Genomic DNA, 26,768 nt, shown 5'->3' on the forward strand with positions numbered 1-26,768 from the left:
GTTTTGCGAGAGCGGTTAGGCGGCGACCGAATCCTTGCGGGGCCGGCCGCGTGGGCGTTTGCGCGCGACGATCGATCCGCGTTCGACGATCTCGCCGCCCCACACGCCCCACGGCTCCTCGCGTTCCAGCGCCGCGCTCAGGCACTGCCGACGGATCGGGCAGTCGACGCAGAGCTCCTTGGCGCGCTCGAGGTCGGCGGGATTCTCGGCGAACCACAGGTCGGGGTCTCCGACATGGCACGGCAGCACCGGCTGTTGTTGCTCTTCCGAACAAGCACGGACTGTCAGGGCCGACATGTCCTTCACCTGCTTCCTGGTCTCTTGGCAATTGAAATTCCGTGAGATCCGGACCAGGGCATTCGGGAGACTCCCCGAAAAACACTTTGGCCACGGATCCGGGTGACGTCGGGTCCGTGGCCTGATGGCTGATTTCGCGGGTTTCTAGCGGAAACCCCGATTCACGAACGCGACAGTCGCGGCGGCGGGACGGCGCTTGGCGTGCGGTGCCGCCGGCAGATGGGCCGCGGGAGCTCGGAAGGCCCCGGCGACGCGCACCACGGCGGCGTCGGCTACGCCGATGCCAACTGCTGTGCTAATCATCGTGAAGGCCCCTTACGGTGCTCGGTGCGTGAATGTGCGCTTGTAGAGGTTAATCGGTCGGTGCCGTATCCGACAAGCGATTTTTGACCTGCGGTTTTACCCGCCGTGGACGAGGTCGAGCACGTCGGCACCGAACTGTTCGAGCTTGCGCGCCCCGATTCCGGAGATCGCCACCAGCGCGGCGTCGTCGGTGGGTCGGGTCTCGGCGATCGCGATCAAGGTGTTGTCGCTGAACACCACGAAGGCCGGCACCTTGAGTTCCTGCGCGGTGCGCAGCCGCCATTCCTTGAGCCGGGTCAACAGGTCGGTGTCGATGTCGGCCGCGCATTCCTCACACCGGCCGAGGATCAACGCCGCCGGGGTGCTCAGGGTGGAGTTACAGACCCGGCAGCGCTTGTTCGCGCCGCGAGACCGTCGCGTACCGGCCGCCGGTGCCGCGGTGGCGCTCGTCTGTGGCGCGATCCCGTTGAGGAACCGCGACGGTTTGCGGGTCTGACGCCCGCCCGGGGTTCGCGACAGTGCCCAGCTGAGCGCCAAATGCACTCGGGCCCTGGTGATTCCGACGTAGAGCAGGCGCCGTTCTTCTTCCACCTGCTCGCTGTCGGGGCCGTGGGTCAGCGCGTGCGAGATCGGCAATGTCCCGTCGTTGAGCCCGACCAGGAACACCGCATCCCACTCGAGGCCCTTGGCGGCGTGCAGCGAGGCCAACGTCACGCCCTGCACCACCGGTGGGTGCCGGGAATCGGCGCGCACCCGCAACTCGGCCACCAGCGCGGGCAGGCTCAGCTCGGGGCGCGCGGCCACCTCCTCGTCGACGAGCTGGGCCAGCGCGTCGAGCGCCTCCCAACGCTCGCGGGCCTTGGTGCCCGTCGGCGCGTCGGCGCTCAGGCCCAGCGGCTCCAGCAGGGCGCGCACCGCGCCCGGCAGGTCGGTCCCGTCGGCCTCGGCTTCGGAGCGATCGGCGGCGCGCTGCAGCGCCACCAGGGCCTGCCGAATCTCCTGCCGGCTGAAGAACCCCTCCCCGCCGCGCACCTGGAAGGCGATGCCCGCTTCGGTGAGCGCTTCCTCGTAGGCCTCGGATTGGGCGTTGATCCGGTAGAGCACCGCGATCTCGGCCGGCGGCGTGCCGGACTCGATGAGTGCGCCGATGGCCTCGGCGACCGCGGCGGCCTCGGCGACCTCGTCGGAATGCTCCGAAAACGATGGTTCCGGCCCAGGATCACGCTGGCCCACCAGGTGCAGCTTGCTGCCCGCGACCCGGCCGCGCGCGGCCTTGATCACCCGGTTGGCCAGCGACACCACCTGCGGTGTGGAGCGGTAGTCGCGTTCGAGGCGCACCACGGTCGCGTCGGGGAACTGCCGGGAGAAGTCCAGCAGGTAGCGCGGCGAGGCACCGGTGAACGAATAGATGGTCTGGTTGGCGTCGCCGACGACGGTCAGATCGTCGCGGGCACCCAACCAGGCCGACAGCACGCGGTGCTGCAGCGGGGTGACGTCCTGAAATTCGTCGACGACGAAGCAGCGGTAGCGGTCCCGGAACTCCTCGGCCACCCCGACGTCGTTCTCGATGGCCGCGGCGGTGTGCAGCAGCAAGTCATCGAAGTCGAGCATCGCGACGTCACCGCGGGCCTTGAGGTTCTCGTAGCCGGCGTAGACGGCCGCGACCCGCGCGGCGTCGAGCGGAATATCGCGACCGACCTCGGCCACCGCGGCCGGATACTGCTCGGGGGTGATCAACGAGGCCTTCGCCCACTCGATCTCACCGGCGAGGTCGCGGACGTCGTCGGTGCTGGCCTGCACCCGCGCCCGGTTGGCGGCCTGGGCCACCACCGAGAACTTGCTGTCGAGCAGCTGCCACCGGGTGTTGCCGACCACGCGGGGCCAGAAGTAGGACAGCTGGCGCCGGGCGGCGGCGTGGAACGTCAACGCCTGCACCGCCCCGACCCGCGGGGCGTCCGGTTCGGCGGCGTCGATGCTGCGCAGCCGGGCGCGCATCTCGCCGGCGGCCCGCGACGTGAAGGTGACCGCCAACACCTGACCGGCCGCCACCTGACCAGCGGCGACGAGGTGCGCGATGCGGTGAGTGATGGTGCGGGTCTTCCCCGTTCCCGCACCCGCCAGCACACACACCGGGCCGCGGGGCGCCAGCACCGCCTCGCGCTGTTCGTCGTCAAGACCGTCGGTGGGCATGGCGTTCATCTTGGCAGGCGCTGGTGACAAGATGTCACCCATGACCGCTAGCGAGACAGCACTGATCATGTACACCACGACGTGGTGCGGGTATTGCAAAAGGCTGCAGACCGCGTTGAAGTCCGAAGGCATCAGCTACACCGAGGTCGACATCGAGGTCGACGCGGCCGCGGCCGAGTTCGTCGCCACGGCCAACGGCGGTAACCAGACCGTGCCCACGCTGAAATTCCCCGACGGCTCGACACTGACCAACCCCAGCATCCGGGAGGTCAAGGCGAAGCTCGCGGGCTAGCCGAGCGTGCGCAAACCCCGCAAAAGTGTCGGCGTGTCGGCCGGGGACACGCACGTTCGCGGGGTTGGGGGGCTCGCGGATTGGGGGCTCGGGACTAGCGGGATCAGTCGCGTTCGGCCCAGGATTCGATGATCTCCCGGGCGATCGAGATCGACCCGGGCAGAAGCAGTTTCGATGCCGAGGCGGCCGCGCTGGTCCAGTCCCCCACCGCCAGGGCGGCGCGCACCTCGTCGCGGGTGAACCAGGCCGCCTCGACGATCTCACCGTCGTTGAAGCTGAACGGCTGATCCGGGTCGGCCACGGCGTGGAAACCGACCATCAGCGACCGCGGGAACGGCCAGGGCTGGCTGCCCAGATAGCGGATGTCGCGCACCGCCAGCCCGACCTCCTCGGCGATCTCGCGCGTGACGCAGGTCTCGAACGACTCGCCGGCCTCGACGAAGCCGGCCAGCAGCGAGAACATCCGCTCCGGCCACGTGCGTTGCCGGGCCAGCACCACCCGGTCGCCGCCGTCGTGCACCAGGCAGATGACCGCCGGGTCGATCCGCGGAAACTCCTCGTGCCCGGTGACCGGGTTCAGCCGGGACCAGCCGCCCTTGACCGGTTTGGTGGGCGCCCCGTCGACGGCCGAGAACCTGGCGCTGTCGTGCCAATTGAGCAGCGCGGTTGCCGAGGACACCAGGTACGCGCTGACGTCGTCGAACACCACCCCCGCGCGACGCAGATCGAGCACCTGCGCCTCGGCCCCGTCGTCGGGGGCCTGCAGCGGGGCGCGGATGGCCCAGACGTGCCGGCCGCCCTCGATGCGCCCCAAAAAGACCGCGTCCTCGGGCGGGGTGTCGCCCAGCTCGGCGGTGCCGCCCAGCAGCACGTGTCCATCGACGATCAACACCTGACCGCGGTGGTCGACGCGCAGGACCGCGGCCTGCGACCAACCGGCGATCGCGGCGTCGATGTCGGTGCGCAGGTGATCGGACCGGTCGGCGCCCACCCTCGACAACAGGGGGATGTTGCGCAGTTGAAACTCAGTCACGTTCGTCACCACCGCTTCGGACGTAGAGCACCCGGTCGCCTTCCTCCAGGGAATCGACCTCTGGATCGTCGACCCGCTTGAGCACACCATTGCGCACGACGCCTAGCACGATGTCGACCAGGTGCTTGGGCGAGCCGCCGACCTCGGTGCGTTCCACATCGCGTTCGACGATCACGAAACCCTCGTCGGGGGTCAGCAGATCCTCGATCAACTCCACCACGCTCGGGGTGCTGGTGGCGATGCCCAGCAGCCGACCGGCGGTCTCGGAGGACACCACGACCGAATCCGCACCGGACTGCTTGAGCAGGTGCTGGTTCTCGGCCTCCCGGATCGCGGCGATGATCTTGGCGTTGGGTGCGAGTTCGCGCGCGGTCAGGGTGACCATCACCGCGGTCGGGTCGCTGTTGGTGGCCACGATGATCGACTTCGCGTGTTGGGCACCGGCCAGCCGCAGCACATCGGATCGGTTGGCGTCACCGCGGACCGTGACCAACCCGGCGGCGCTGGCGCGGTCCAGTGACGGCTGATCGGTGTCGACGACGACGATCTCGGCGGGCGGGATGCCATCGGCGATCATCGCGGTGACCGCGGTCTTGCCCTTGGTGCCGTATCCGATGACGACGGTGTGGTTGCGCACGGTGTTCCTCCAGCGCTGAATCTTCAGTGCCTGCCGCGAGGCGGCGGTCAGGGTCTCGACGGTGGTGCCGATGAGCACGATCAGGAAGGCCACCCGCAGGGGCGTGACCACCAGGACGTTGATCAGCCGCGCCGACGGCGTGTAGGGCGTGATGTCGCCGTATCCGGTGGTCGACAGCGACACCGTCGCGTAATAGAGGCAGTCCAGGAACGACAGGTCGTCGCCCTGCACATCGCGGTAGCCGCCGCGGTCGATGTAGACGATGAGCACGGCGGCGAACAGCGCCCCCAGCGCGTAGAAGACGCGGCGGGCGATCTTGCGGCCCGGGCTGACGAATCGTTCCGGGATGTGCAGGTAGTCGACGAGCGCGGCGTCGGGCTTGGCGGTCAGCGCTTCGTCGAGGCGGCCCAGCCGCCTGCGCAGTCTGCTTTTAGCCACGGTGTCCGGTCATCGACGCGGTTGCCGTCGTCGGCCCTGCGAGTCGCACGCCATCATGTAACCATGACCCCGACTGATCCCGCGCAACGCTCGGCCTACCGGATGGCCGCCCTGCTGGGCGGAATCGGTGTTCTGCACTTCGTGGCTCCCAAACCGTTCGACTCGATCATCCCTGCCGAGCTGCCCGGCAGCCCCCGCGCCTACACCTACGCCTCGGGAGTCGCGGAACTGGTGACCGCGGGCATGCTGGCGGCACCGGCCACCCGGCGCCTCGGCGCGACCGCGGCGGTGGCGCTGTTCATCGGCGTCTTCCCCGGCAACCTGAACATGGTCCGGTTGTGGTGGGCCAAGGGTTGGCCGATGCGCCTGGGCGCGCTGGCCCGGCTCCCGCTGCAGGTCCCGATGATCACCGAGGCGCTCAAGATCCGTCGGCTGTCCTAGCCGACTCCTCGAGCACCAGCAGTTCGGCGAGTTCCTCGGCGCTCGGCAGCTGCGCCGGTTCGACCGTCCGTCCGCCGCGCACGTAGTGGAACGCTCCCCGCACCGCGGCCGCCGGGCAGCCCCGCAGGCCGGCCCAGGCGATGCGGTAGACGGCCAGCTGGATCGCGGCGGCGCGTTCGGCCGCCGTGTCGGCCGGCGGCTCACCGGTTTTCCAGTCCACCACGGTGAAGCCGCCGTCGTCGTCGGCGAAGACCGCGTCGATGCGGCCCCGGATCACCCGGCCGCCGATCATCATCTCGAACGGCACTTCGATGTCCACCGGGGTGCGCGCGGCCCAGCGCGAAGCCATGAACGAGGCCTGCAGATCCGACAGCGCCTCGGCGTCGGCGCTGCGCTGGTTTCCGTCGACGGCCCCGGGCAGGTCGTCGAGGTCGAAAAGCCGGTCCGCGCCGTAGAACCGCTGCACCCAGTCGTGAAACGCCGTGCCCAGCAGGGCCTGCGGGTCGGGCCGCACCGGTGTGCGGCGCGCCAACCGCGCCGCCGTCCCGGCCGGGTCCTTGCCGAGTTCGACCAGCGCGCTGACCGACAGTTGCGCGGGCAGCGCCGCCGGCGCCGCGGCGGGCGGGGCGAGGCGTTCGGCCAGCAGCGCGTCGACGTCGGCCGCCCAGCCGAACGGATCGGCGTCGGCGTCGGCGTCGGCGCGCATCGCCGCGGCGACCAGTGCCGCCCCACGCTGCAGGCGCTGGTGGGTGCCGGGCGCGGGCGCCGCGGGCCAGGACGCTTCGATCACGTCGTCCCGCAGGGGGTTCTGCTCACCCGGGGCGGGCTCGTCGGCCCATTGTTCCACCACACCGCAGGGCCGGCCGTCGGCCGCGGCGGCCTCGATGATGTCCCGGAGTTCGACCAGGAAATCCGACGGACCGCGCGGCTTGGTTTCGGTGGCGCCCCAGTGATGCCCCGACAACAGCAGGGTGTCCTCCGAACGGGTGATGGCGACGTAGAGCAGCCGGCGTTCCTCGTCGATGCGTCGCTGCTCGAGTTGGGCGCGGTGGGCGTTGATGGTGTCCGACAACTGCTTTCGATCGGTCACCGTCGAGGTGTCCAGCAGCGGCACCCCGTGCGCCCCCAGATCGGCGCGGTCGCCGCGCAGCAGCGGCGGCAGATCCGCCGCATCGGTGAGCCACGTCCGGGTGTTGGCCGTGGACGGAAACACCCGGGCGGATAGGTGCGGGACCGCCACGATCTGCCATTCCAGCCCCTTGGCCGCGTGCACGGTGAGGATCTGCACGCGGTCCTGCGCGACGCTGACCTCGGCCGGCGCCAGGCCGTTCTCCACCGTCTCGGCGACCTCCAGGTATCCGAGTAGGCCGTGGATATCGTTGTTGCCCAGCATGGTTCGAGCCGCATAACTGTCCACCACGTCGGCGAAGGCATCGAGTTGTTCCGCGCCGGTCGACCCGTCGCGCGGCGCGGCGCGCGCGGTCGCCTCGGTGTCGGCGCCCAGGACTCGGCGCACCTCGGCCACCAGGTCCGGCACCGGGCGGTCGAGTTGGCCGCGCAGCATCGTCAGCTCCTCGGCCAGCGCGCAGATGCGGGTGTAGCCCGCCGTCGAATACGCCGCCGCCGGACCCGGATCGCAGATGGCGTCCGCCAGGCAGGCGGTGTCCGCATCCGGGGACAACTGCGCGACGATCTGCTCGGGGTCGGAGCTCATCGCCGCGCCCTCGTCGAGTTCGCGGGCCCGTCGCCACAACGCCGTGAGGTCCCCGGCGCCGAGGCGCCACCGCGGCCCGGTCAGCACCCGCATGGCCGCCGCACCGGCCGTGGGGTCGGCGATCAGCCGCAGCATCGCGACCACGTCGGCCACCTCGTCGATGGCCAGCAACCCCGCCAGGCCCACCACTTCCACCGGCAGTCCGCGCGCCCGCAACGCCTCGGCCATCGGCGCGGCGTCGGCGTTGCGGCGCACCAGCACCGCGGCCGTCGGCGGCTGATCCGAGGTCTCGGCGGCCGCCCGGAAGTATTCGACCATCGCGTCGGCGACCCAGTCACGTTCCAGTGCCACGTCGGTGAGCAGCGCGCATTTCACGGTGCCCGATTCGGCTCCCGGTCGCGCCCGCAGTTCGCGCACCGCGACCGAGCGCCGTCGCGCCTCCGCCGAGACCGCATTGGCCACCTGCAGCGTGCTCGGCGGATTCCGCCAGCTGGTGCGCAATTCCAGGGTCGGGGCCGGCGTGCCGTCCGCGCGCGGGAAGTCGGTGGTGAACAGCGGCAGGTTGGTGGCCGAGGCGCCGCGCCAGCCGTAGATGGACTGAATGGGGTCGCCGACCGCGGTCAACGCCAGCCCGTCGTCTGCGCCACCGCCGAACAGCGCCGACAGCGCGATGCGCTGGGTGTGGCCGGTGTCCTGATACTCGTCGAGCAGCACCACCCGAAACTGTTGGCGCAGTTGCTCCCCCACCGTGGGGCACTCGGTCGCCAACCGGGCCGCGGCCGCCATCTGCATGCCGAAGTCCATCGCCTTCTCGACCCGCAGCCGCTCGTGCAAGGCGTCGATGAGCGGGACGAACTCGCTGCGTTCGGTCTGGGTCGCCAGCATGCGGAGCAGCCACTGGTTGGGGCCCCGATCGCGTTGGTTCGGACCGGCCGGCAACGTGTGCACGAGCCGTTCCAGCTCGAGGTGGGTATCGCGCAGCTGCTCGGTGCTGACCAGGTGTTCGGCCAACTGATTGGACAGCCGCAGCACCATGCGGGTGACGTCGGCCGGGTTCTTCTCGGTGATCAGTTCGTCCGGGTAGCGGTTGACCACATCGAATGCCAGCTGCCACAACTCGGTTTCGCTGAGCAACCGGGTGTCCGGCTCGACCGGCAGCAGCAGGCCGTGCTCCCGCAGCAGCGTCCCGGCGAACGCATGGTAGGTGCTGACCGTGACGGCGGCCGGCTCGCCCGCCGCGGCACCGGTCTCCGCCGGCGCCAGGCCGACCCCGGCCAGCCGCGCCAGCCGGGAACGGACCCGGCGCAGCAGCTGGCCGGCGGCCTTGCGGGTGAATGTCAGGCCGAGCACTTGTCCGGGGGTCGCGAAACCGTTGGCCACCAACCACACCACCCGGGCCGCCATCGTCTCGGTCTTGCCGGCGCCGGCGCCGGCCACGACCACCAGCGGTCCCGGCGGCGCGGCGATGACCGCGGCCTGCTCGTCGGTCGGTGGATGCAGGCCCAGCGCCGCCGACAGGTCGGCGGGGCTGTACTTCGGTGCCGGTTGGGTCACGAACCCTCCTGGGGTCGGTGGTGGGCCGGGCAGCTGGGACGCACCGGGCAGTGCGTGCAGCCGCTGTTGACGCGGGCGCGGAACTCGGGGCCGGCGGTTTCGGCGGCGGCCCGGTGCATCTCCGCGCGCCATTCTTGCCGGAACTCCCGCGTCATTGGATCCTGGTCGCGCTGGGTGGCCCCGGATGCACCCGGTTTGCCGAGGTAGACGAGCTTGCCGCCGCCCGGCTCGGAGCCCTGCGGAAGCAGACCCTGGGCGACCGCGAGCTGATAGGCCGCCAACTGCGCGTGTCGCTGCGCGTCCTCCTTGCTGACCGGACTCTTGCCGGTCTTGAGGTCCACGATCACCAGGCGGTCCTCGGCGTCGCGCTCGAGCCGGTCGATGCGCCCGCGCACCCGCACGGCCGGCAGCGTCGGATCCGGCGCCGGCAGCACCCCGTCGACCTCGACCTCGGTGCCCACCTCGGTCAACTCCGGTCGCGATTCCTCCCGCCAGCGCGCGAAGGTCTCGACCATCGCGCGGTGGCGCTGCAGCTCATTGTGGGCGTACCACCGCGATTCGAACGGCAACCCGTCCCAGACCTGCTCGAGGCGAGTCAGCATCGCGGCCTCGTCCGCGCCGGGCTGCGCGATCAACGCGTGCACCACCGTGCCGAGCGCCGACCGCAGTTCGCGGGCGTTCGAGCCGCCGTGGCGCTCCATCAGCCAGCGCAGCGGACAGTCCTGCACGAGCTGCAGCGTCGACGGGGACATCGAGACAGTGGGGGCGTCCGCACCGGGCCCGGGGTGCTGCCACAGCGGTGCGGTGGTGCTGACCGGAATCATGGCCTGCCACTCGGCGGGATGCGCACCGGGCACCCCGGCGTTGGCGAGCCGGGCCAATTGTGCTGCCGCGCACGAACGTTCAGCATCGTCGACCACGCCGTCGGGCGCGCAGACCACCGCGCGCAGCCGGCCCACCACCGAGGACGCGGACAGTACCGGGGGGGCGACCACCGGCGGCAGCACCTGATCCGTGCCGTCGTCGCCGGTGGCCAGGCGTGCGATGTCGTAGAAGAACGGTGACGGCACCCGCAGACCGTCGTCGGAATCGGTGGCCGACCCGTCGACCGCGGTGACGGTCAGCCGCCGCCGTGCCCGGCCCACCGCGGTGATCAACAGCCGTCGTTCCTCGGCGATCAGCGGCGACCGGTCGCAGGCATCGGCCCCGATGCCGGCCAGCACATCGAGCAGGCGCTGGGTATCGAGCACCCCGCCGCGCGGAACCGTGTTGGGCCACAACCCTTCCTGTAGTCCCGCGATGACCACGGTGTCCCAGTCCCGGTCCAGCGCCTGGTGCGGACTCAGGATCGGCACCGCCTCGACGGGCGTCGCGGGCTCGACGGCCGGGGTGGGCAGCTGCAGTGCCCAGACGTGTTCGGCCAGGCCCGACACCGTGGCGCCGGCGGTGCGGGACACGTACTGGTCGGCGACGTCGAACAACGCGAGCACCGCGTCGAGGTCCGCGTGGGCGCGACGGGCGCTCTCCCCGCCCCGCTCGGCCGCGTGGCCCAGTCGGCGTTGCAGGCCGCTGCGCTGCCAGGCCTGCCAGAGCACCGAACGCGGATCGGCCTGGGCGGCCACGCCGGCCGCCGCGGCGTCGAGTACGGCCTTCACCCGGCGCAGCGGCCGAGCGTGCGCGGGCGCCAATGCGTCCGGAACGCCGTCGCGCAGGGTCGCGATGAGCAGGTCACCGAAGTCCACCGCGGTCACCGATTGGCGTCGCAATGCGCGTCGCAACTGCCGCAGCGACACCGGGTCCACCCGGCCGATGGGTCCGGTCAACAGCCCGCGGGCCTGCTCGGCGGTCAATCCGTCGACCGTGGCCGCCAGCACCGTGAGCAGCGCCCGGACCGTGGCGTTGGCCGCCAGCGGCGGATGCGCGGCAGGGTCGGCCACCGGTACCCCGGCCGCGCGCAGGATGCGCGGCAGGGCCGTGCCGATGCCCGACACCGACCGCACGATGACGGCCATCTGTGACCAGGGCACGCCGTCGATGAGGTGGGTGCGGCGCAGGGTGTCGGCGATCAGCGTCGCCTCGGCGTGCTCCGAGGCCGCCAGGGTCGCCGTCACGACCCCGGAATCGGTACGGGCGCTGCGGACTTCGCGGGCCGGGCCGGCGCCGGGCAGCAGCCCGGCCAGCCCCGTCAGCACGGCGCTGACGGGGGCGGTGCACCGGTGCGAGTCCACCAACGTCACGGCGGGCCAGGCGTCCTCGAGCAGCAACGCGGGGTCGGCGCCCCGGAAGCCGAAGGCCGCCTGATTCGGGTCGCCGGCAACGACGGCGAGGTCGGCCCCGGCGGCCAGCATCCGGACCAGTCGCGCGGTCTGCGGGTCGAGGTGCTGGGCGTCGTCGACCAGCAGCACCCGCACCCGGGCACGTTCGGCGGCCAACAACTCCGGGTCGACGCCGAAGGCCTCCAGCGCCGCTCCGACCAGTTCGGCCGCGCCCAACGCCGGGACGCTGGCCTGCGGCGCCGCGGTGCCCACCGCCGAACGCAGCAGCATCACGTGCTCGTACTGCTGGGCGAACCGCCCCGCCGCGGTCCACTCGGGGCGGCGCGCGGACCTGCCGAGCCGCTGCAACCGCAGCGGGTCGATGCCGCGTTCGGTGCAGCGCGCCAGCAGGTCACGCAGTTCGGTGGCGAAGCCCGCGGTGCCCAGCGCCGCGTGCAACTCCGGCGGCCAGTGCTCGGCGCCGTCCTCGAGATCACCGGCGAGCAGTTCCCGGATCACCCCGTCCTGCTCGGCGCCGGTGATCAACCGCGGCGGCGGATCCCCGACCCGCTGGGCCGCCGATCGCAGCACCGCGAACGCGTAGGCGTGCACCGAGCGCACCAGCGGTTGGCGTACCACGGCCGGGCCCGCCCCGGCGCCGCCGGCGGTCAGCAACGCCGCGGTCAGGGCGCTGCGGACGCGGCCACTGACCCGGCCCGAACCGGTAAGCAGCAGAACCGATTCCGGGTCGGCGCCGGCCGCGATCCGCGCGGTGGCCACCTCGATGAGCAGGCTGGAGGTGCCCGTCCCCGCACCACCCAGGACGCGAAAGGTGCCGCGCAGCGCCGGGTCGAGGAACTCGGAACGCGCAGAAGCCGCGGACGCGGTGTGCGGGGTAGCCATGCCGACATGACACCACCGGGGTATGACATTCCGGCCCGGCCGGGCCCACCTGGCACGATCGAGGGCGTGCCCGAACCCCTTCATGTGCATCGTTACGGACCGGCCGGCGCCCCGCAGGTGCTCGCCCTGCACGGCCTGACGGGCCACGGCCAACGCTGGCAACACCTGGCGCAGACCCACCTGCCCGATGTTGCGGTGGCCGCGCCGGATCTGCTCGGGCACGGCCGCTCGTCGTGGGCGGCGCCGTGGACCATCGACGCGAACGTGGCGGCGCTGGCGGCGCTGCTCGAGGGCCCGGTGGTGGTGGCCGCACATTCGTTCGGCGCCGCGATCGCCCTCAACCTGGCGGCCACCCGACCCGATCTGGTCTCGGCGCTGGTGCTGCTGGACCCGGCCGTCGGACTCGATGGGGACTGGATGCGCGACATCGCCGAGGCGATGTTCGCCGCACCCGATTACACCGACCGCGCCGAGGCCCGCAACGAGAAGAGCCACGGCTCGTGGGGCGATGTCGACGACGCCCAACTCGACGCCGAGCTGGACGAACATCTGATCACACTGCCCAACGGCCGGGTGGGATGGCGCCTCTGCATCCCGGCGATGCTGTCCTACTGGAGCGAGCTGGCCCGCGACATCGTGGTGCCGGCCGACCCGATGGCCGTCACCGTGGTGCGGGCCGGCCGCACCCGACCGCCGTACGTCAACGCCGAGTTCCTCGCCGCGTTGCGGGGCCGCCTCGGGGCAGCGTTGACGGTCACCGAATTCGATTGCAACCACATGATTCCGCACGCCCGGCCCGCCGAGACGGCCGCGCTCATCCGGGCCGCACTCCAGGGCTGAAGATGGCCGCCGTGACCGATGAACAAGTGGAGCGGGTCCGGGCGCTGGTGGCCTCGATCCCGGTCGGCCGGGTCGCCACCTACGGTGACATCGCAGCTGCGGCGGGACTTTCCAGCCCCCGCATCACCGGCTGGATCATGCGCACCGACGCCGCCGACCTACCGTGGCATCGGGTGATCGCCGCCTCGGGCCGACCGGCGCCGCAGCTGCGCACCCGCCAGCTGGAGTTGCTGCGCGCCGAGGGGGTGCTGGCCGTCGACGGTCGAGTGCCCCTGCGCGGCAAGGACTCCGCGCGCCACACGTTTTAGAGTGCCAGCCGCACCAAGGCCGCGGTGCGCGCCAAACCGGGGAAGGCCGCCGCCGTCGAACGCGGGTGCAAGGCGTGCACCGCGAGGCGGAACATCAACGCGCGCAACAACATCTGCGGCCACTCCGGCAGTGCATTCCAGCGTTCGATGAGGCCGTCGTCGGCGTCACCCCACGCCAACGCGTCGACGACGACGACACCGGCGGCCCACGACGGCGGCCGCCAGTACGGCGTGATGTCGGTGATGCCGGGCGCCGCCGTACCGGCGAACAGCACCGTCCCGTAAAGATCGCCGTGCACCAGCTGATTGGGGCTCTTGGTGGGTTTGCGCAACTCGGCGAGCTGGTTGAGCAGATCCACGGAGCGTTGGCCGTCGGCCGAGCCGGGTGCCACCCGAGCCTCCGACGGCAGCGAATGCAGCGGGCGTTCCTCCCAGGCGGCGCGGTCGGCCGCGATGAACACGTCGACGTCGGCCCACGGCGCGATCGGCGGCTGGGTGAGGAATCGGGGCCGCTCCAGCTTCGCGGTGGCCTCGTGCAGCCGCACCGCGGCGGAGACCACCTCGTCGTGGCGCGGTTCCGGGGTGCCCGCCACGAAGGTGTCGGCCCGCCAGCCCGAGACGACATAGCGGCCGTCGGTGGAGCGGACCGGCCGCGCCAGGCGCACCCCGTCGACGAACAACGTCTCGCGCACCTTGGCCGACCAGGCCGCCCGGGCGTGGTCGGCGACCATCGACAACACCACCTCGCCGCTGCGCCAGCCGCCCTCCCAGCCTGCCCCGAGCGGCGTGGGTTCGACCCCGCTCAGACCAAACGCCGTCAAGACATGCTGGGGCGGTCGATCGGCGGTCACACCGCCACCCTATAGGCGGATGGCCCGCACAACGGACGCTGACCAGCTGTGTCGCGGAATTCGACGGTTCAGTACATCGCCATGTCGGGTTCGTACTGTTCGGCCCAGGCGGCGATGCCGCCCTGCAGATGCACCGCGTCGGTGAAGCCGGCCTTTCGCACCGTCGCCAACGCCTCGGCCGAGCGCACCCCGGTCTTGCAGTACAGCACCGCGAACCGGTCGTGCGGCAAGTTGGCAAGCCCGGCACCGGATTCCAGCGTCGACTTCGGGATCAGCCGCGCGCCGGCGATGTGGTTGATCTCCCATTCAACGGGCTCCCGCACATCGACGAGCACCAGGTTCTTCCCGGCGTCAAGCAGCTCGCGCAGTTCCCGCGGCGTGATCGTCGAGTCCCGGGTGGCGTCGGCGGCCGGCTGCGGGGCGATGCCGCAGAACACGTCGTAGTCGATCAGCTCGGTGATCTTGGGCGTGGCCGGATCCTTGCGGATCGTGATGGTGCGGTAGCTCATCTCCAGCGCGTTGTACATCAGCAGCCGGCCCAGCAGCGACTCCCCCATCCCGGTGATCAGCTTGATGGCCTCGGTGCCCATCACCGCGCCGACCGAGGCGCACAGGATGCCCAGCACGCCGCCCTCGGCGCAGGACGGGACCAGGCCCGGCGGCGGCGGTTCGGGGTACAGGTCGCGATAGTTCAGGCCCAGCCCGTTCGGGGCGTCCTCCCAGAACACCGAGATCTGGCCCTCGAAGCGGAAGATGGATCCCCAGACATAGGGTTTGCCGGCCAGCGCGGCGGCGTCGTTGACCAGGTAGCGGGTCGCGAAGTTGTCGGTGCCGTCCAGGATCAGGTCGTACTGGGAGAACAGTTCGACGGCGTTGTCGGGCGACAGCCGGATCTCATGCAGGACCACCTGGACCAGCGGGTTGATCTCCAGGATGGAGTCGCGGGCGCTCTCGGCCTTGGGGCGGCCGATGTCCTTGACGCCGTGGATGATCTGCCGTTGCAGGTTGGACTCGTCGACCACGTCGAAGTCGACGATCCCGAGCGTGCCGACCCCGGCCGCGGCCAGGTACAGCAGCGTCGGCGAGCCCAGCCCGCCGCCGCCGATGACCAGCACTCGGGCGTTCTTGAGCCGCTTCTGCCCCTCGACGCCGAGGTCGGGAAGGATCAGGTGCCGGCTGTAGCGCGCGATCTCCTCGCGGGTCAGCTCGGCGGCCGGTGCCACCAACGGGGGCAGTGTGGACACGAGCGATCTCCTCTGACGGGGACGACCTTCGATTATCGCAAATCACGCCCGATTCGCACCAAGGTCCAACCCGGTAGGCGACCCGCCGGGCGGTTTCAGGCGATCGGATACGGCCAGGGGTTGAACCGGCAGGTCTTGTCGTCCGGCTGGATGGACTCCGGGTCGAACTTGGCGGCATCGGCGTTGGAGGTGGAGAACGTCTGCTGCATCATGACCGGCGCCAGGGCACCGTTTTCCTCGCACGCCGAGTGCTGGTGATAGCCGATCGCGTGACCGACCTCATGGTTGAGCAGATACTGCCGATACGAGCCGATGTCGCCCTGGAACGGCACGGCGCCGCGGACCCAGCGGGCCTCGTTGATGAACACCCGCGGCTCGGGCGGTCCGCCGCCGGCGGGCCGATAGGCCGGGTTATAGCAGGACGCCTCGAGCTGGATCTCGTATCCGCAGCCCTCCCGGATGGTCATCGGCGAGGTCAGCGACACCCGGAAGTCGGGCTGCTCCGGGCCGGCCGCGTCGACGCGGACGAACCCGAACTGCGGGTTGTGAATCCAGCTCTTGGGGTTGCCCAAGGTCTGGTCCACCATCCGCGCGAACGCGTCGTCGCCGCCGAAAGTCGTTGCGTCGACGCCGTCCTCGATCTCCACGGTGTAGCGGAACACCTTCGCGGTGCCCTGCCCCAGCTGCGGCGTCGTGCCGGGCACCACCCGCCAGGTCCGCGCACCGGCCTGGGTGAACGGCCCGCCCTCCGGCAGAATGCCGGTCGGCAGGTTGGCGTCGAACTGGGTGAGGCCGCGTGGCGGCGCACCGACGATGGCCGTGCCGCCGGCGCCGATGGTCGGCGGGCCCTCCACGGTGTCGTGCTCGCTGGCAGTCGGTGCGGGCGTGGTGGTTCCGGTGATCGTCTGATAGATCACCAGCACGGTGATGACCGCCAGGATCGGCAGCGCGTAGGCGCGCCAGCCGTAGGTCGAGACAAAGCGGCCCAACCAGGACTGTTTGGGCCAGTGCTGGTGTTCGTCGCGGTTGGACCGGGGCCTGCCCGAGTCGCCGGCCAGGGGGTCGCGCTGTGCGCGCAGCGGCTCGCGCCACTCGTTGCGCAGCACGGGCACACGACTCCCCCCGCGACGCCCCGGGTCGTAGGTCACCGACCCAGGATGGCACAGTCGGATGCTCAGAAGCTCCCGGCGCGCCCTGCGCGGGCCGACGAGTGCCTATCAGCGGTTTGGCGATCGAACAGTAGTAGTGTCGGGTCGACGAGCCACCACTCGCCGCCCGCGGGTGCCAACGTGTACCCGACGCCGACACGGCTCGGCGTCAAGATTTCGAAACAGAGGGACCTGATGAGCGATCTCGCCAACACGGCCGAGCGGCGAGGCGCCAAAGCGGGCGATGCAAACCGAACTTCCGGCACGCCCAACCCCAACCGTCGAGGTAACCGACTGCCCCGGGACGAACGCCGTTTCCAACTGTTGGCCGCGGCCAGCGAGGTGTTCGTCGAGCGCGGCTACCACGCCGCGGGCATGGACGAGATCGCCGACCGGGCCGGCGTCAGCAAGCCGGTGCTCTATCAACACTTCGCCAGCAAGCTCGAGTTGTACCTGGCGGTGCTGGCCCGCCACGTGGAGAACCTGGTGTCCGGAGTGCGGCAGGCGCTGCGCACCACGACCGACAACCGGCAACGCGTCCGGGCGGCGGTGCATGCGTTCTTCGACTTCATCGAGCACGACGGCCAGGGCTACCGGTTGATCTTCGAAAACGACTACACCAACGAGGCGCAGGTCAACGCGCAGGTGAAGGTCGCGACCGAGGCCTGCACCGACGCGGTGTTCGACCTCATCAGCCACGACTCCGGGCTGGACCCACACCGCGCCCGGATGATCGCGGTCGGGCTGGTCAGCATCAGTGTCGACTCGGCCCGCTACTGGCTGGACAACGACCGCCCCATCTCGAAGGACGACGCCGTGGAGGGCACCGTCCAGTTCATCTGGGGCGGCCTGTCACATGTGCCGCTGACGCGTACCTAGTCGGTTTTCGGTGGCGTGATCGGACCGGACCCGACGCCGAATCCCACCCGTCGGCCGTCGGCCGGACCCAACTCCACGTAGGCCACGCGGGCGCTCTGGACCAGGAACTTGCGGCCCTTGTCGTCGGTCAGGCTCAGCACGCCCGAACCCTTGCCGCTGTCGGCCAAGGCGTCGGTCACCAGCTTCTCCAGCTCCTCCGGTGCCTGCGAGCTGTTGAAGACGAGCTCACGCGGACTGTCCGTGACACCGATCTTGACCTCCACGCTGAACCTCTTCCTTGAAATCTCGGGCCGAAATGCTCTCCCGAAGGCTAGTGCACGCGGCACCACCGGCGCCGCGCCAGGCGTTCGCGGTCAGCGAAGCCCCCGCGCCGATTGTCCTGACCTGCCCCGATGAACATCGGCCGAGTTTCCGACACACCCTGCGCCGTGCGCCTGCGACCGGCCCCCGGACCGATACGATCCGTGAAGGATGTGACGGGAGTGATCAAAGTGATTTGGTGGTACGGAGGGTGACGCAATGAGCAGGCCCTACTGGAGCGGCGGACGTTCGCGCGGCGGTAACACCTACGCAGACGACGGCGACCACGCCCCCACAGACCACGGCACCGGGGAGCACAGCCCGGCCGGCGACTACGACCGCCCGTCCTACGAGAGCCCGTACGACTCCAGCGGGTACGACTCCAGCGGGTACGACAACGACGCCACCGAGCTGATCGACGTCGAGGACTACGACGGCTACGAGTACCGCGACACCCGCTGGCGCTGGATCGCCGGCGCGGCCGCGGCGGTGCTGTTCATCGTGGTCGTCGCGATCGCCACTGTGCTGGGCAACGACAGCGCCACGTCCACGTCGCCGACCGAGTCCAACGAAGTCAGCGCGCCCGCGCAGGACAGCGCCCCGGCGACCTCCCGCGCGCCGCGCACCGTGATCGCCACCCCAGCGCCGGGACCGGCGACCGACCTGGCGCCCGAGACCGTCGTCACCGTCACGCCGACCCCGTCGGCCGTGCATCCCGCGCCGGCCGCGCCGCCGCCACCGCCGCTGGCCGAGGCGCCCGCCGCGGATCGCACCATCACCTACACGGTGACCGGCGAGCGTCAGCTGTTCGACCTGGTGACCATCATCTACACCGATGAGCAGGGCTTTCCCCGCACCGAGATCAACGCGGCCCTGCCGTGGACGCGGACCGTCGCCCTCAATCCCGGCGTCCAGACCCAGTCGGTCACCGCCACCAGCGTCACCGGCCGGCTCAACTGTGTGATCACCGACGGAAACGGCGCCACCGTGATCGCGCAGAACAACAACACGCTGATCACGACCTGCACGAAGTAGCCGGATCGAGTTGTCGCCCGGCCTCTTCCTCGCGGAACTACACCGCTCGTCGAACCGGCCGCTCAGGCCAGGCCGAGATGCGCCATCCGCTCGGCGTGGGTGCGCTGCAACCGGTCGAAGAACTCGGTGAGCTGACCGAGGCCGTCGGTGCTGGAGACCACCAGGTCGACGAGTTCGTCGTGGTCGGCCAGCACATACTGGGCCTGGGTGATCGCCTCGCCGAGCAGCCGCCGCGACCACAGCGCCAGGCGGCTGCGGTGCACATCGCTGGCCGCGACCGCCTCGCGCACCTCGGCGACGGCAAACTGCGAGTGGCCCGTCTCGGCGAGTACACCGCGCACCACGTCGGCGACCTCGGCGGGCAGCACGTCGGTGATCTCGAGGTAGAAGTCGGCGGCCAGCGCATCCCCGACGTAGGTCTTGACCAACGCCTCCAGCCAGGTGCTCGGCGTCGTCAGGCTGTGGTAGTCCTCGAGCGTCGAGGCGTACTGCGACATCGCCGAGATAACGTCGACGCCTCTGCGCTCCAACGCATTTCGGAGTAGCTCGTAGTGCCCCATCTCGGCCGCCGCCATGGCCGCCATGTTGATGCGCCCGGCCAGATTGGGCGCCATCCGGGCCTCTTCGGTGAGCCGATAGAAGGCCGCCACCTCGCCGTAGGCGAGCAGGCCGAAAAGCTTGTCGACGCCCGGATGATCGGCGGTGATCCTCGATGCTCGCGCCTGCTCTCCGGCCGCGGGCTGCGTCGAACTCATGCGCTCACCTTATCCATCTGAGCCGCCGTCGCAGCGCGCCGGCACCGACGATGTCGGCGAGCAGCTACAATGGCGTGCGTTGGGTGCCTTCGGGCCGCCCCTCATGGAAATGTGCGTGCACGTGCACGGCCCGCCTTCACGCGCTGGGCCCGGCGAATTCGGTGTCGCGAGATACCGGGGTTTGTTTCTCTACGACTCGTGCGCGCGGACGACGCGACGAGAACCAGAGATCGAGTGAAACCTCGGCATGTGACTCGCAGACAACACCGAAAGGTCCTACCCCTCCCTCATGACTCATCCTGATACCCACGTGGACGTTGATTCCGATCTCGAATCCGCCACCGAAGCACCCGCCGAAGCACCTGAAGCACCCGAAACCCTGACGTTCGCCGAGCTCGGTGTCCGCGACGAGATCGTGCGCGCACTCGCCGAAGAGGGCATCGAACGCCCCTTCGCCATCCAGGAACTGACCCTGCCGCTGGCCCTGGCCGGTGACGACCTCATCGGGCAGGCCCGCACCGGCATGGGTAAGACCTATGCCTTCGGCGTGCCCCTGCTCAACAGCATCACCACCGATACCACGCGGCCACTGACCGGCGCGCCGCGCGCGCTCATCGTGGTCCCGACCCGCGAGCTGTGTCTGCAGGTCTTCGGCGACCTCGCCGGCGCCGCCAAGTATTTGTCCGCCGACGGCACCCGGCCGCTCTCGGTGGTCTCGATCTACGGCGGTCGACCCTACGAGCCACAGATCGAATCGCTGCGCGCCGGCGCCGACGTGGTCGTCGGGACGCCGGGCCGGCTGCTGGACCTCGCGCAGCAGGGTCACCTGCAGCTCGGTGGACTCTCGGTGCTGGTCCTCGACGAGGCCGACGAGATGCTCGACCTGGGGTTCCTGCCCGACATCGAGCGCATCCTGCGGCTCACCCCGGACAGCCGTCAGGCCATGCTGTTCTCGGCCACCATGCCGGATCCGATCATCACGCTGGCACGCACGTTCATGAACCAGCCGACCCACATCCGGGCCGAGTCCCCGCAGTCGTCGCAGACGCACGACAGCACCGAGCAGTTCGTCTACCGCGCGCACGCGCTCGACAAGGTCGAGATGGTGGCCCGCATCCTGCAGGCCGAGGGCCGCGGCGCGACCATGATCTTCACCCGCACCAAGCGCACCGCGCAGAAGGTGGCCGACGAACTCGCCGAACGCGGGTTCCGGGTCGGCGCTGTGCACGGCGACCTCGGCCAGATCGCCCGCGAGAAGGCGCTCAAGGGCTTCCGCGGCGGGGACGTCGACGTGCTGGTCGCCACCGATGTCGCCGCCCGCGGTATCGACATCGACAACATCACCCACGTCATCAACTATCAGATCCCGGACGACGAGCAGGCCTATGTGCACCGCATCGGGCGCACCGGGCGCGCCGGCAAGACCGGCATCGCCGTCACGCTGGTCGACTGGGATGAGCTGCCCCGCTGGACGATGATCGACAAGGCGTTGGGCTTGGACTCTCCGGATCCCGCCGAGACGTACTCGAGTTCCCCGCACCTGCACGAGGAACTGGGCATCCCGGCCGGCACCACCGGCACCTTGCGCTCGGCCGAGAAGCGCACCAGCAGCCGCCCGCCTCGCGCCGAACGTCAGAGCGACTCGGCCACCGCGGAAAAGCCGCGCCGCAATCGGCAGCGCCGACGCACCCGCGGCGGCCAGTCCGACGCCGGCCCTGCTGCGGGGGCCACTGCCGGCGAGTCGGGCCCGGAGGGGTCCGACACCGTCACGGCCGACGGCGACGACGCCACCCGCGCGCCCCGGCGTCGCCGGCGCCGCGGACCGCGCAAGGCCGGCGCCGAATCGGCCGTCAACGCCGGCTGACGCTCGCGATCCATGGTCAAACCGGAGCGCCGGACGCGCGCCGACATCGTGGCCGCGGTCGCGATTGCCGCGGTCATCGCGGTGGCCGCGGGGGCCATCTGGTGGACCAGCGACGCGCGTGCCACGCTGAGCCGGCCCGCGGCCGTCGCCGCCAAGAGCGTCCCGCCCGCCGATGCGGTCCCGCGCACGCTTCGGCAGTTGTGGAGCGCGCCCAGTCCGGCCACCACGTTGCCCGTGGTCGCGGGCGGCACCGTGGTGACCGGGGCGGGCAGCAGCGTCGAAGGCCGCGACCCGATCACCGGTGAGCCCCGCTGGACGTATGCGCGCGATCGGCCGCTGTGCGGCCTGACCTGGGTGTACCAGTACGCCGTGGCGGTGTATCCGGATCGGCGCGGCTGCGGTCAGGTCAGCACCGTCGACGCCGCGACGGGCAAACGCGGCCCGGCCCGCACCGGCTACGCCGACGACCGGGTCCAGCTGTCCTCCGACGGCACCGTGGTGCTCTCGACCGGCGCCAGCCGGCTGGAGCTGTGGCGCTCCGACATGGTCCGGATGATCGGCTTCGGCGAGGTCGACGCGCGGATCAAGCCCAACCAGATCGGGGTGGGCCAGGGCTGCCGGATCTTGTCGGCGGCCGCCAGCGCGATGGCGGTCTCGCTGCTGCAGGCCTGCACCGGCGAGGCCGATGTTCGGCTGACCCTGCTGCAACCGGGCGACGAGGACGACGAGCCGGCCCAGCGCGATGTCCCCCAGCCTGGGGTGACACCCGATTCGACGGCCCGGGTGCTGGTGGTGTCGGACACCACCACCGCGGTGTATCTGCCCACCCCGGCGCCGCGCGTCGCCGTGGTCGACCAGAACGGCAACGAGGTGTCCAGCACCCCGGTGCCCGCACCGCCGTCGGCCGCAGATCCCGCGAACACCGTGACTCGGGCCGGCAAGCTGTACACCTGGTGGACCGGGACCGCGGTGATGGTGTTCAACGCCGAGCAGCTGACCCACAAGTTCACGGTCGAACCCGGCGATCCGACCGATCCCGCGGTGCCGCTGGGACCCGCGACCATGATGGCCGACAAGTTGTTGGTTCCCGTCACCGGCGGGATCGGGGTCTACGACTCCGGAACCGGCGAGCGCGAACGCGTCATCGCCCTCGATCGGCCGGCGATGGACTCCGGCGTCGGAGTCATCGTGCCCAACGTGGTGGGCGCCACCGTGGTGGAACAGCGCGGCCGGCACGTGGTCGCACTGGGCGGGGACGCCTAGAGTTCCGGCGTGAACGTCGCGGGCTTCTTGCCGGTCTTCCAGTGCTTGAGCAACGCTCCGGCCAGTTCCCGATAGGCGACCGCACCCTTGTTCTTGCGTCCGGCGATCACCGAGGCACCCGAGGCGGTGGCTTCGGCGAAGCGGACCGTGCGCGGGATCGGAGGCGCGAGCAGCGGCAACCCGTAGCGGTCGACGACATCGAAGAGCACATCGCGGCTGTGCGTGGTGCGCGCGTCGTACAGCGTCGGCAGAGCACCGAGCAGCTTCAGATCCGGGTTCGTGATCTGCTGCACGTCGGTGACCGTGCGCAGGAACTGCCCCACGCCGCGGTGCGCCAACGTCTCGCACTGCAACGGGACGATGACCTCGTCCGCCGCGGTCAGCCCGTTGAGGGTGAGCACCCCCAGCGACGGCGGACAATCGATGATCACCACATCGAAGGGGTCGGGGCCGTCGGCCAGCTTGGTCAGCGCCCGCTTCAGCGCGTATTCGCGCCCGGCCCGCATCAACAGCATGGCCTCCGCGCCGGCCAGGTCGATATTGGCGGGCAGCAGCGTCATCCCCTCGGCGGTCTGCACCAACGCGGCGCCCGGTTCGACGTCGCCGAGCAACACCTCGTGCACCGAGACGAGCAGCTTGTCGGGGTCCTGCCCCAGCGAGAAGGTCAGACAGCCCTGCGGATCCAGGTCCACGAGCAGAACCCGTTTACCCGCCTCCGCCATCGCGGCCCCCAGCGATGCCACCGTCGTCGTCTTGGCCACCCCACCCTTCTGGTTGGCCACTGCCAGTACCTGAGTCCCCACAGCGTCCATCCTGTCATGGCGGGGCGGGCGGCACCGGGACCACGCCGGGGCCGGTCCGCGCTCGTCGGGCAGAATCGAAACCCGTGAGTGTCGGTGAGCATCGGCTGGTTCTGCTGCGGCATGGCGAGACCGAGTGGTCGAAGTCGGGGCAGCACACCAGCACGACCGACCTCGACCTGACCGAACGGGGTCGCGAGCAAGCCCGGTTGGCCGCGCTCGCGATCGCCCACCTGGACCTGCGCGATGCGCTGGTGTTCAGCAGCCCCCGCCGCCGCGCCCTGGCCACTGCCGAACTCGCGGGGGTGGCCGTCGACGACGTGCTCCCGGGCCTGGCCGAATGGGACTACGGCAGTTACGAGGGCCTGACCACCCGGGAGATCCGCAAGCAGGCGCCGGGGTGGCTGTTGTGGACGCATGGCTGTCCCGGCGGCGAATCGGTGGCACAGGTCAGCGCCCGCGCCGACGCCGCGATCGGCCTGGCGCTCGACCAGCTGTCCGCCCACGACGTGGTGTTCGTCGGCCACGGCCACTTCTCCCGGTCGGTCGTGACCCGCTGGGTCGAACAGCCGTTGCACGAGGGGGCGCGGTACGGGTTCGGCCCGGCGTCGCTGGCGGTGTGCGGTTTCGATTACGGTCTGCGGCAGCTGAAATCGCTGGGCCTGACCGCGCACCGGGAATCCGAGGCGCTGTGACGGTCGCAGCCGGTGGCCCGTCATTCGTGTTGAGCGGACCCACCGGCACCGTGGCGGCCCACGGCATCGGTACCGCCTTCGCCGACATCGACGAGGCCCGCGCCGCGCTGCAGCGCGGTCAGGTGCCGATCGTGGTGGGCGCGTTGCCGTTTGACACCACCGGCGCGGCCGCCCTGCACGCGCCGAAGCAGCTGTCGCGAGAGCCGCTGCTCCCACCCCGGCAGGCCGATCCGCCGCCGCCGCGACTGCTCGAGGCCAGCCCGCAGCCCGATCCCGGCACCCACCGGGACCGGGTGGCCGCCGCGGTGGCCCGGCTGCGTGCCGACGGATCGAGTCTGCACAAAGTGGTGCTGGCCCGCGCCCTGCGGTTGCACGCCGACGCGCCCTGGGATCCGTCGGTGGTGTTGCGCCGGCTGCTGGCCGCCGACCCCGGCGCCTACGGGTATCTGGTGGATCTGTCGCCGGCCGGCCCGCGGTATGCGGGCGTGACACTGGTGGGTGCCTCCCCCGAGTTGCTGGTGGCCCGCGCCGGCGAGGTGGTGCGGTGTCGGCCGTTCGCCGGTTCGGCGCCGCGCTCGGCCGACCCGGCGGTCGACCGCGCCAACGGGGCGGCGCTGGTGGCGTCGGCCAAGGACCGCCACGAGCATCAGCTGGTGATCGACGTGATGCGCACGGCGCTGGAGCCGCTGTGCGTGGAGCTGCAGATCGCCGACGAACCCGAGTTGCACCACACCGACGCGCTCTGGCACCTGAACACCCCGATCACCGCCCGGCTGCGCGAAAGTAGCACCACGGCAATGGATCTCGCGCTTGCTTTGCAGCCGACGCCGGCGGTGGGCGGGGTACCCACCGCGGCGGCGACGGCACTGATCGGCGAGATCGAAGGCGACCGCGGGTTCTATGCGGGCGCGGCCGGCTGGTGCGACGCGCGCGGGGACGGCCGCTGGGTGGTCTCGATCCGGTGCGCGCAACTGTCGGCGGACCGGCGCAGCGCGTTGGCGCACTCCGGCGGCGGCATCGTGGCCGAATCCAATCCCGACGACGAGGTCGCCGAGACCACCACGAAGTTCAAGACCATCCTCGCCGGACTGGGAGTCACGCTATGACGCAACGCATTCGCCGGGCCGAGCCGGCCGACGTGGTCGCGATCACCGAAATGATCTACGAGCTGGCGGCCTTCGAGGAGGCCAGCGCGGACTGCACCGTGACCGAGGCCCAGTTGCACACCGCGTTGTTCGGTCCCGAGCCCATCGCTCATGCCCACGTCGTCGAGATCGACGGCGCGCCCGCGGCCACCGCGGTGTGGTTCGTGAACTTCTCCACCTGGGACGGTGTCGGCGGAATCCACCTGGAGGATCTGTTCGTCCGGCCCGCCTACCGGCGCCGCGGGCTGGCGCGCGCGCTGCTGTCCACGCTGGCCGGGGTGTGCGTCGAACGCGGCTACACCCGGTTGTCCTGGGCGGTGCTGAACTGGAACGTCGACGCCATCGCCCTCTACGACGCCATCGGCGGCCAACCCCAGACGGATTGGACCGGTTACCGCGTGTCCGGCGACGCGTTGCGGCGGCTGGCGCAGCCCTGAGCCGGCCGGCTCAGCCGCGCGCCCGCGCCGCCCACTCCAGCGCCGACGGGCTGAACAGCAGCCCGAGCACCGCCAGGGACACCAACGCGACCAGGACGCCGTAGACCACCTGATGGGAACTGAACACATACCAGGCCACCGGCAACAGCAGCAGATTGACGAACACCGCGATCCCCCGGCCCCAGCGCCGGTCGTCGACCAGCGCCCAGCCGCCGGCCAACACGCCGAGCCCCATGATCGTGAACCAGCCCGCGGTGCCGTAGGCGTTGAATCCGTCGGTGTGCTTGTCGGTGCCGCCGCCGGCCAGGATCACCAGCACCACCGCGGTGAGCAACGCCGCGGCGCCCTCCGCGAGCACGATGAAGCCCGCGTAGCGCACGGCCGGGGGCTGTGTCACGACACGATCCGGTCGGCCAGGTACCGCACCGCGAAGGCGTAGCCGAGCGGACCCGCCCCGGCGATGACGACGTCGGCGACCGCCGACACATACGAGTGGTGCCGGAACGCCTCGCGGCGTGCCACATTGCTCAGATGCACTTCGGCGACCGGCAGCGCGACCGCGGACAGCGCGTCGGCGATCGCCACCGACGTGTGCGAGTAGGCCGCCGGATTGATGATGATGCCGGCGCAGTCGACGCGGGCCGCGTGGATTGCGTCGATCAGCGCGCCCTCGGCGTTGCTCTGCAGCGCGCGCAGGTCGAAGCCGAACTCGGCGGCCAACTCGCGGGTGCTCTCCTCGACCTGAGCCAAGGTCGTCGACCCGTAGATCTCCGGTTCGCGGGTCCCCAGCAGGTTCAGGTTCGGCCCGTTGAGCAGCAACAGACGGCGTTCGGTCATGCGCCTACGGTACCGCGACGGGTATCAGCCGGCGTTGATGTCCGAGGGGTGCACCGCCAGCGGGGTGACGTGGATGTTCATGTAGGGGAACAGCGGCAGACCGGAAAGAATTTGGTGCAACTCGTCATTGGACTCGACATCGAAGATCGAGTAGTTGGCGTACTCGCCCACCACGCGCCAGATGTGCGGCCACTTTCCGGACCGCTGCAGGTCCTGCGAGTAGCGCTTCTCCCGGGTCACCAGGTCGGTGCGTCGCTGCGGATCGAGGTCGACGGGGATGTGCACGTCCATCCGCACCAGAAACCGCATC

General features: G+C 70.7%; 27 protein-coding genes. 11 read left to right on the top strand and 16 right to left on the bottom strand.

Annotation, left to right across the window (positions count from 1 at the left end; all coding sequences use genetic code 11):
• Positions 1–15: 15 nt before the first annotated feature.
• From RCP80_RS17455 to RCP80_RS17465, 3 genes are all read right to left on the bottom strand, one after another.
• Positions 16–297, bottom strand: coding sequence for a WhiB family transcriptional regulator (locus tag RCP80_RS17455; protein WP_308478870.1), 282 nt, complete (start codon positions 295–297; stop codon positions 16–18).
• A 144-nt stretch (positions 298–441) separates the two neighbouring features.
• Positions 442–600 (bottom strand): hypothetical protein, encoded by a 159-nt coding sequence (locus tag RCP80_RS17460; protein ID WP_308478871.1) that lies wholly within the window; start codon positions 598–600, stop codon positions 442–444.
• 96 nt (positions 601–696) lie between these two features.
• A complete protein-coding gene (locus RCP80_RS17465) occupies positions 697–2,799 on the bottom strand; it encodes an ATP-dependent DNA helicase UvrD2 (protein ID WP_308482902.1) in 2,103 nt (700 codons plus the stop codon).
• 31 nt (positions 2,800–2,830) lie between these two features.
• On the opposite strand from RCP80_RS17465, the gene RCP80_RS17470 reads away from it, so the two are divergent.
• Positions 2,831–3,082 (top strand): mycoredoxin, encoded by a 252-nt coding sequence (locus tag RCP80_RS17470; protein WP_308478872.1) that lies wholly within the window; start codon positions 2,831–2,833, stop codon positions 3,080–3,082.
• Positions 3,083–3,185: 103 nt separating this feature from the next.
• Here RCP80_RS17470 and nudC read toward each other — a convergent pair whose 3' ends face one another.
• Positions 3,186–4,115, bottom strand: a complete 930-nt coding sequence (gene nudC / locus RCP80_RS17475; RefSeq protein ID WP_308478874.1) for an NAD(+) diphosphatase — start codon at positions 4,113–4,115, stop codon at positions 3,186–3,188.
• A complete protein-coding gene (locus tag RCP80_RS17480) occupies positions 4,108–5,190 on the bottom strand; it encodes a potassium channel family protein (RefSeq protein WP_308478875.1) in 1,083 nt (360 codons plus the stop codon). Before RCP80_RS17480 ends, nudC begins: the two co-directional genes overlap by 8 nt.
• A 63-nt stretch (positions 5,191–5,253) precedes the next feature.
• Here RCP80_RS17480 and RCP80_RS17485 point away from each other — a divergent pair, with 63 nt between their 5' ends.
• Entirely contained in the window at positions 5,254–5,631 is a 378-nt protein-coding gene (locus RCP80_RS17485) for a DoxX family protein (protein WP_308478876.1), read from the top strand.
• Here RCP80_RS17485 and RCP80_RS17490 read toward each other — a convergent pair.
• Both RCP80_RS17490 and RCP80_RS17495 read right to left on the bottom strand, forming a co-directional pair.
• Complete coding sequence (locus RCP80_RS17490; protein WP_373693541.1) at positions 5,609–8,959, bottom strand: ATP-dependent helicase; 3,351 nt, start codon at positions 8,957–8,959, stop codon at positions 5,609–5,611. The genes RCP80_RS17485 and RCP80_RS17490 overlap by 23 nt on opposite strands.
• Entirely contained in the window at positions 8,896–12,057 is a 3,162-nt protein-coding gene (locus RCP80_RS17495; protein WP_308478878.1) for an ATP-dependent helicase, read from the bottom strand. The genes RCP80_RS17490 and RCP80_RS17495 overlap by 64 nt, the downstream gene beginning before the upstream one ends.
• A gap of 66 nt (positions 12,058–12,123) precedes the next feature.
• Here RCP80_RS17495 and RCP80_RS17500 point away from each other — a divergent pair, with 66 nt between their 5' ends.
• Together RCP80_RS17500 and RCP80_RS17505 are read left to right on the top strand one after the other, a co-directional pair.
• Positions 12,124–12,897: an alpha/beta fold hydrolase gene (locus RCP80_RS17500; protein WP_308478879.1), complete on the top strand. Its 774-nt coding sequence runs from the start codon at positions 12,124–12,126 to the stop codon at positions 12,895–12,897.
• Positions 12,898–12,899: 2 nt separating this feature from the next.
• The gene (locus tag RCP80_RS17505) at positions 12,900–13,205 is read left to right on the top strand and encodes an MGMT family protein (protein WP_308478880.1); all 306 of its coding nucleotides are present in this window, start codon (positions 12,900–12,902) and stop codon (positions 13,203–13,205) included.
• Here RCP80_RS17505 and RCP80_RS17510 read toward each other — a convergent pair.
• From RCP80_RS17510 to RCP80_RS17520, 3 genes are all read right to left on the bottom strand, one after another.
• Positions 13,202–14,056 carry a TIGR02569 family protein gene (locus RCP80_RS17510; protein ID WP_308478881.1) on the bottom strand — a complete coding sequence of 285 codons (855 nt, stop codon included), beginning with the start codon at positions 14,054–14,056 and terminating at the stop codon, positions 13,202–13,204. The two genes, RCP80_RS17505 and RCP80_RS17510, sit on opposite strands and share 4 nt — an antisense overlap.
• Before the next feature lie 68 nt (positions 14,057–14,124).
• A complete protein-coding gene (gene moeZ / locus RCP80_RS17515) occupies positions 14,125–15,300 on the bottom strand; it encodes an adenylyltransferase/sulfurtransferase MoeZ (protein WP_373693369.1) in 1,176 nt (391 codons plus the stop codon).
• A gap of 95 nt (positions 15,301–15,395) precedes the next feature.
• Entirely contained in the window at positions 15,396–16,448 is a 1,053-nt protein-coding gene (locus RCP80_RS17520; RefSeq protein WP_308478882.1) for a DUF3152 domain-containing protein, read from the bottom strand.
• A 195-nt stretch (positions 16,449–16,643) separates the two neighbouring features.
• Between RCP80_RS17520 and RCP80_RS17525 the strand changes: the two genes are divergently transcribed.
• A complete protein-coding gene (locus tag RCP80_RS17525; protein WP_308478883.1) occupies positions 16,644–17,327 on the top strand; it encodes an HTH-type transcriptional activator FasR in 684 nt (227 codons plus the stop codon).
• Here RCP80_RS17525 and RCP80_RS17530 read toward each other — a convergent pair.
• Positions 17,324–17,590, bottom strand: a complete 267-nt coding sequence (locus RCP80_RS17530; protein WP_308478884.1) for a DUF3107 domain-containing protein — start codon at positions 17,588–17,590, stop codon at positions 17,324–17,326. The two genes, RCP80_RS17525 and RCP80_RS17530, sit on opposite strands and share 4 nt — an antisense overlap.
• A 256-nt stretch (positions 17,591–17,846) precedes the next feature.
• Between RCP80_RS17530 and RCP80_RS17535 the strand changes: the two genes are divergently transcribed.
• Positions 17,847–18,662, top strand: a complete 816-nt coding sequence (locus RCP80_RS17535; RefSeq protein ID WP_308478885.1) for a hypothetical protein — start codon at positions 17,847–17,849, stop codon at positions 18,660–18,662.
• A 62-nt stretch (positions 18,663–18,724) separates the two neighbouring features.
• On the opposite strand, the gene RCP80_RS17540 is transcribed toward RCP80_RS17535, so the two are convergent.
• A complete protein-coding gene (locus tag RCP80_RS17540) occupies positions 18,725–19,417 on the bottom strand; it encodes a ferritin-like fold-containing protein (RefSeq protein ID WP_308478886.1) in 693 nt (230 codons plus the stop codon).
• A gap of 289 nt (positions 19,418–19,706) precedes the next feature.
• Between RCP80_RS17540 and RCP80_RS17545 the strand changes: the two genes are divergently transcribed.
• Together RCP80_RS17545 and RCP80_RS17550 are read left to right on the top strand one after the other, a co-directional pair.
• Positions 19,707–21,281, top strand: coding sequence for a DEAD/DEAH box helicase (locus tag RCP80_RS17545; protein WP_308478887.1), 1,575 nt, complete (start codon positions 19,707–19,709; stop codon positions 21,279–21,281).
• A gap of 12 nt (positions 21,282–21,293) precedes the next feature.
• A complete protein-coding gene (locus RCP80_RS17550; RefSeq protein ID WP_308478888.1) occupies positions 21,294–22,544 on the top strand; it encodes an Rv3212 family protein in 1,251 nt (416 codons plus the stop codon).
• Here the strand turns inward: RCP80_RS17550 and RCP80_RS17555 are convergent.
• Positions 22,541–23,356: a ParA family protein gene (locus tag RCP80_RS17555; RefSeq protein ID WP_308478890.1), complete on the bottom strand. Its 816-nt coding sequence runs from the start codon at positions 23,354–23,356 to the stop codon at positions 22,541–22,543. The two genes, RCP80_RS17550 and RCP80_RS17555, sit on opposite strands and share 4 nt — an antisense overlap.
• A gap of 74 nt (positions 23,357–23,430) precedes the next feature.
• Between RCP80_RS17555 and RCP80_RS17560 the strand changes: the two genes are divergently transcribed.
• Genes RCP80_RS17560 through RCP80_RS17570 form a run of 3 tightly spaced genes read left to right on the top strand, consistent with a single transcriptional unit; the run spans position 23,431 to position 25,621 of the window.
• Entirely contained in the window at positions 23,431–24,039 is a 609-nt protein-coding gene (locus RCP80_RS17560; protein ID WP_308478891.1) for an acid phosphatase, read from the top strand.
• Entirely contained in the window at positions 24,036–25,145 is a 1,110-nt protein-coding gene (locus tag RCP80_RS17565; RefSeq protein WP_308478892.1) for an isochorismate synthase, read from the top strand. Before RCP80_RS17560 ends, RCP80_RS17565 begins: the two co-directional genes overlap by 4 nt.
• Positions 25,142–25,621, top strand: coding sequence for a GNAT family N-acetyltransferase (locus tag RCP80_RS17570; protein WP_308478893.1), 480 nt, complete (start codon positions 25,142–25,144; stop codon positions 25,619–25,621). The genes RCP80_RS17565 and RCP80_RS17570 overlap by 4 nt, the downstream gene beginning before the upstream one ends.
• A 10-nt stretch (positions 25,622–25,631) precedes the next feature.
• On the opposite strand, the gene RCP80_RS17575 is transcribed toward RCP80_RS17570, so the two are convergent.
• From RCP80_RS17575 to catC, 3 genes are read right to left on the bottom strand one after another with little or no spacing between them, the layout of a single operon-like run.
• On the bottom strand, positions 25,632–26,018 hold the full coding sequence (locus RCP80_RS17575) for a hypothetical protein (RefSeq protein ID WP_308478894.1): 387 nt from the start codon (positions 26,016–26,018) through the stop codon (positions 25,632–25,634).
• Positions 26,015–26,458 carry a type II 3-dehydroquinate dehydratase gene (gene aroQ / locus RCP80_RS17580; RefSeq protein WP_308478895.1) on the bottom strand — a complete coding sequence of 148 codons (444 nt, stop codon included), beginning with the start codon at positions 26,456–26,458 and terminating at the stop codon, positions 26,015–26,017. The genes RCP80_RS17575 and aroQ overlap by 4 nt, the downstream gene beginning before the upstream one ends.
• Before the next feature lie 24 nt (positions 26,459–26,482).
• Complete coding sequence (catC, locus tag RCP80_RS17585; protein ID WP_308478896.1) at positions 26,483–26,767, bottom strand: muconolactone Delta-isomerase; 285 nt, start codon at positions 26,765–26,767, stop codon at positions 26,483–26,485.
• Position 26,768 lies beyond the last annotated feature (1 nt).

Source organism: Mycolicibacterium sp. MU0053 (assembly GCF_963378095.1).
Taxonomy (GTDB): Bacteria; Actinomycetota; Actinomycetes; order Mycobacteriales; family Mycobacteriaceae; genus Mycobacterium; species Mycobacterium burgundiense.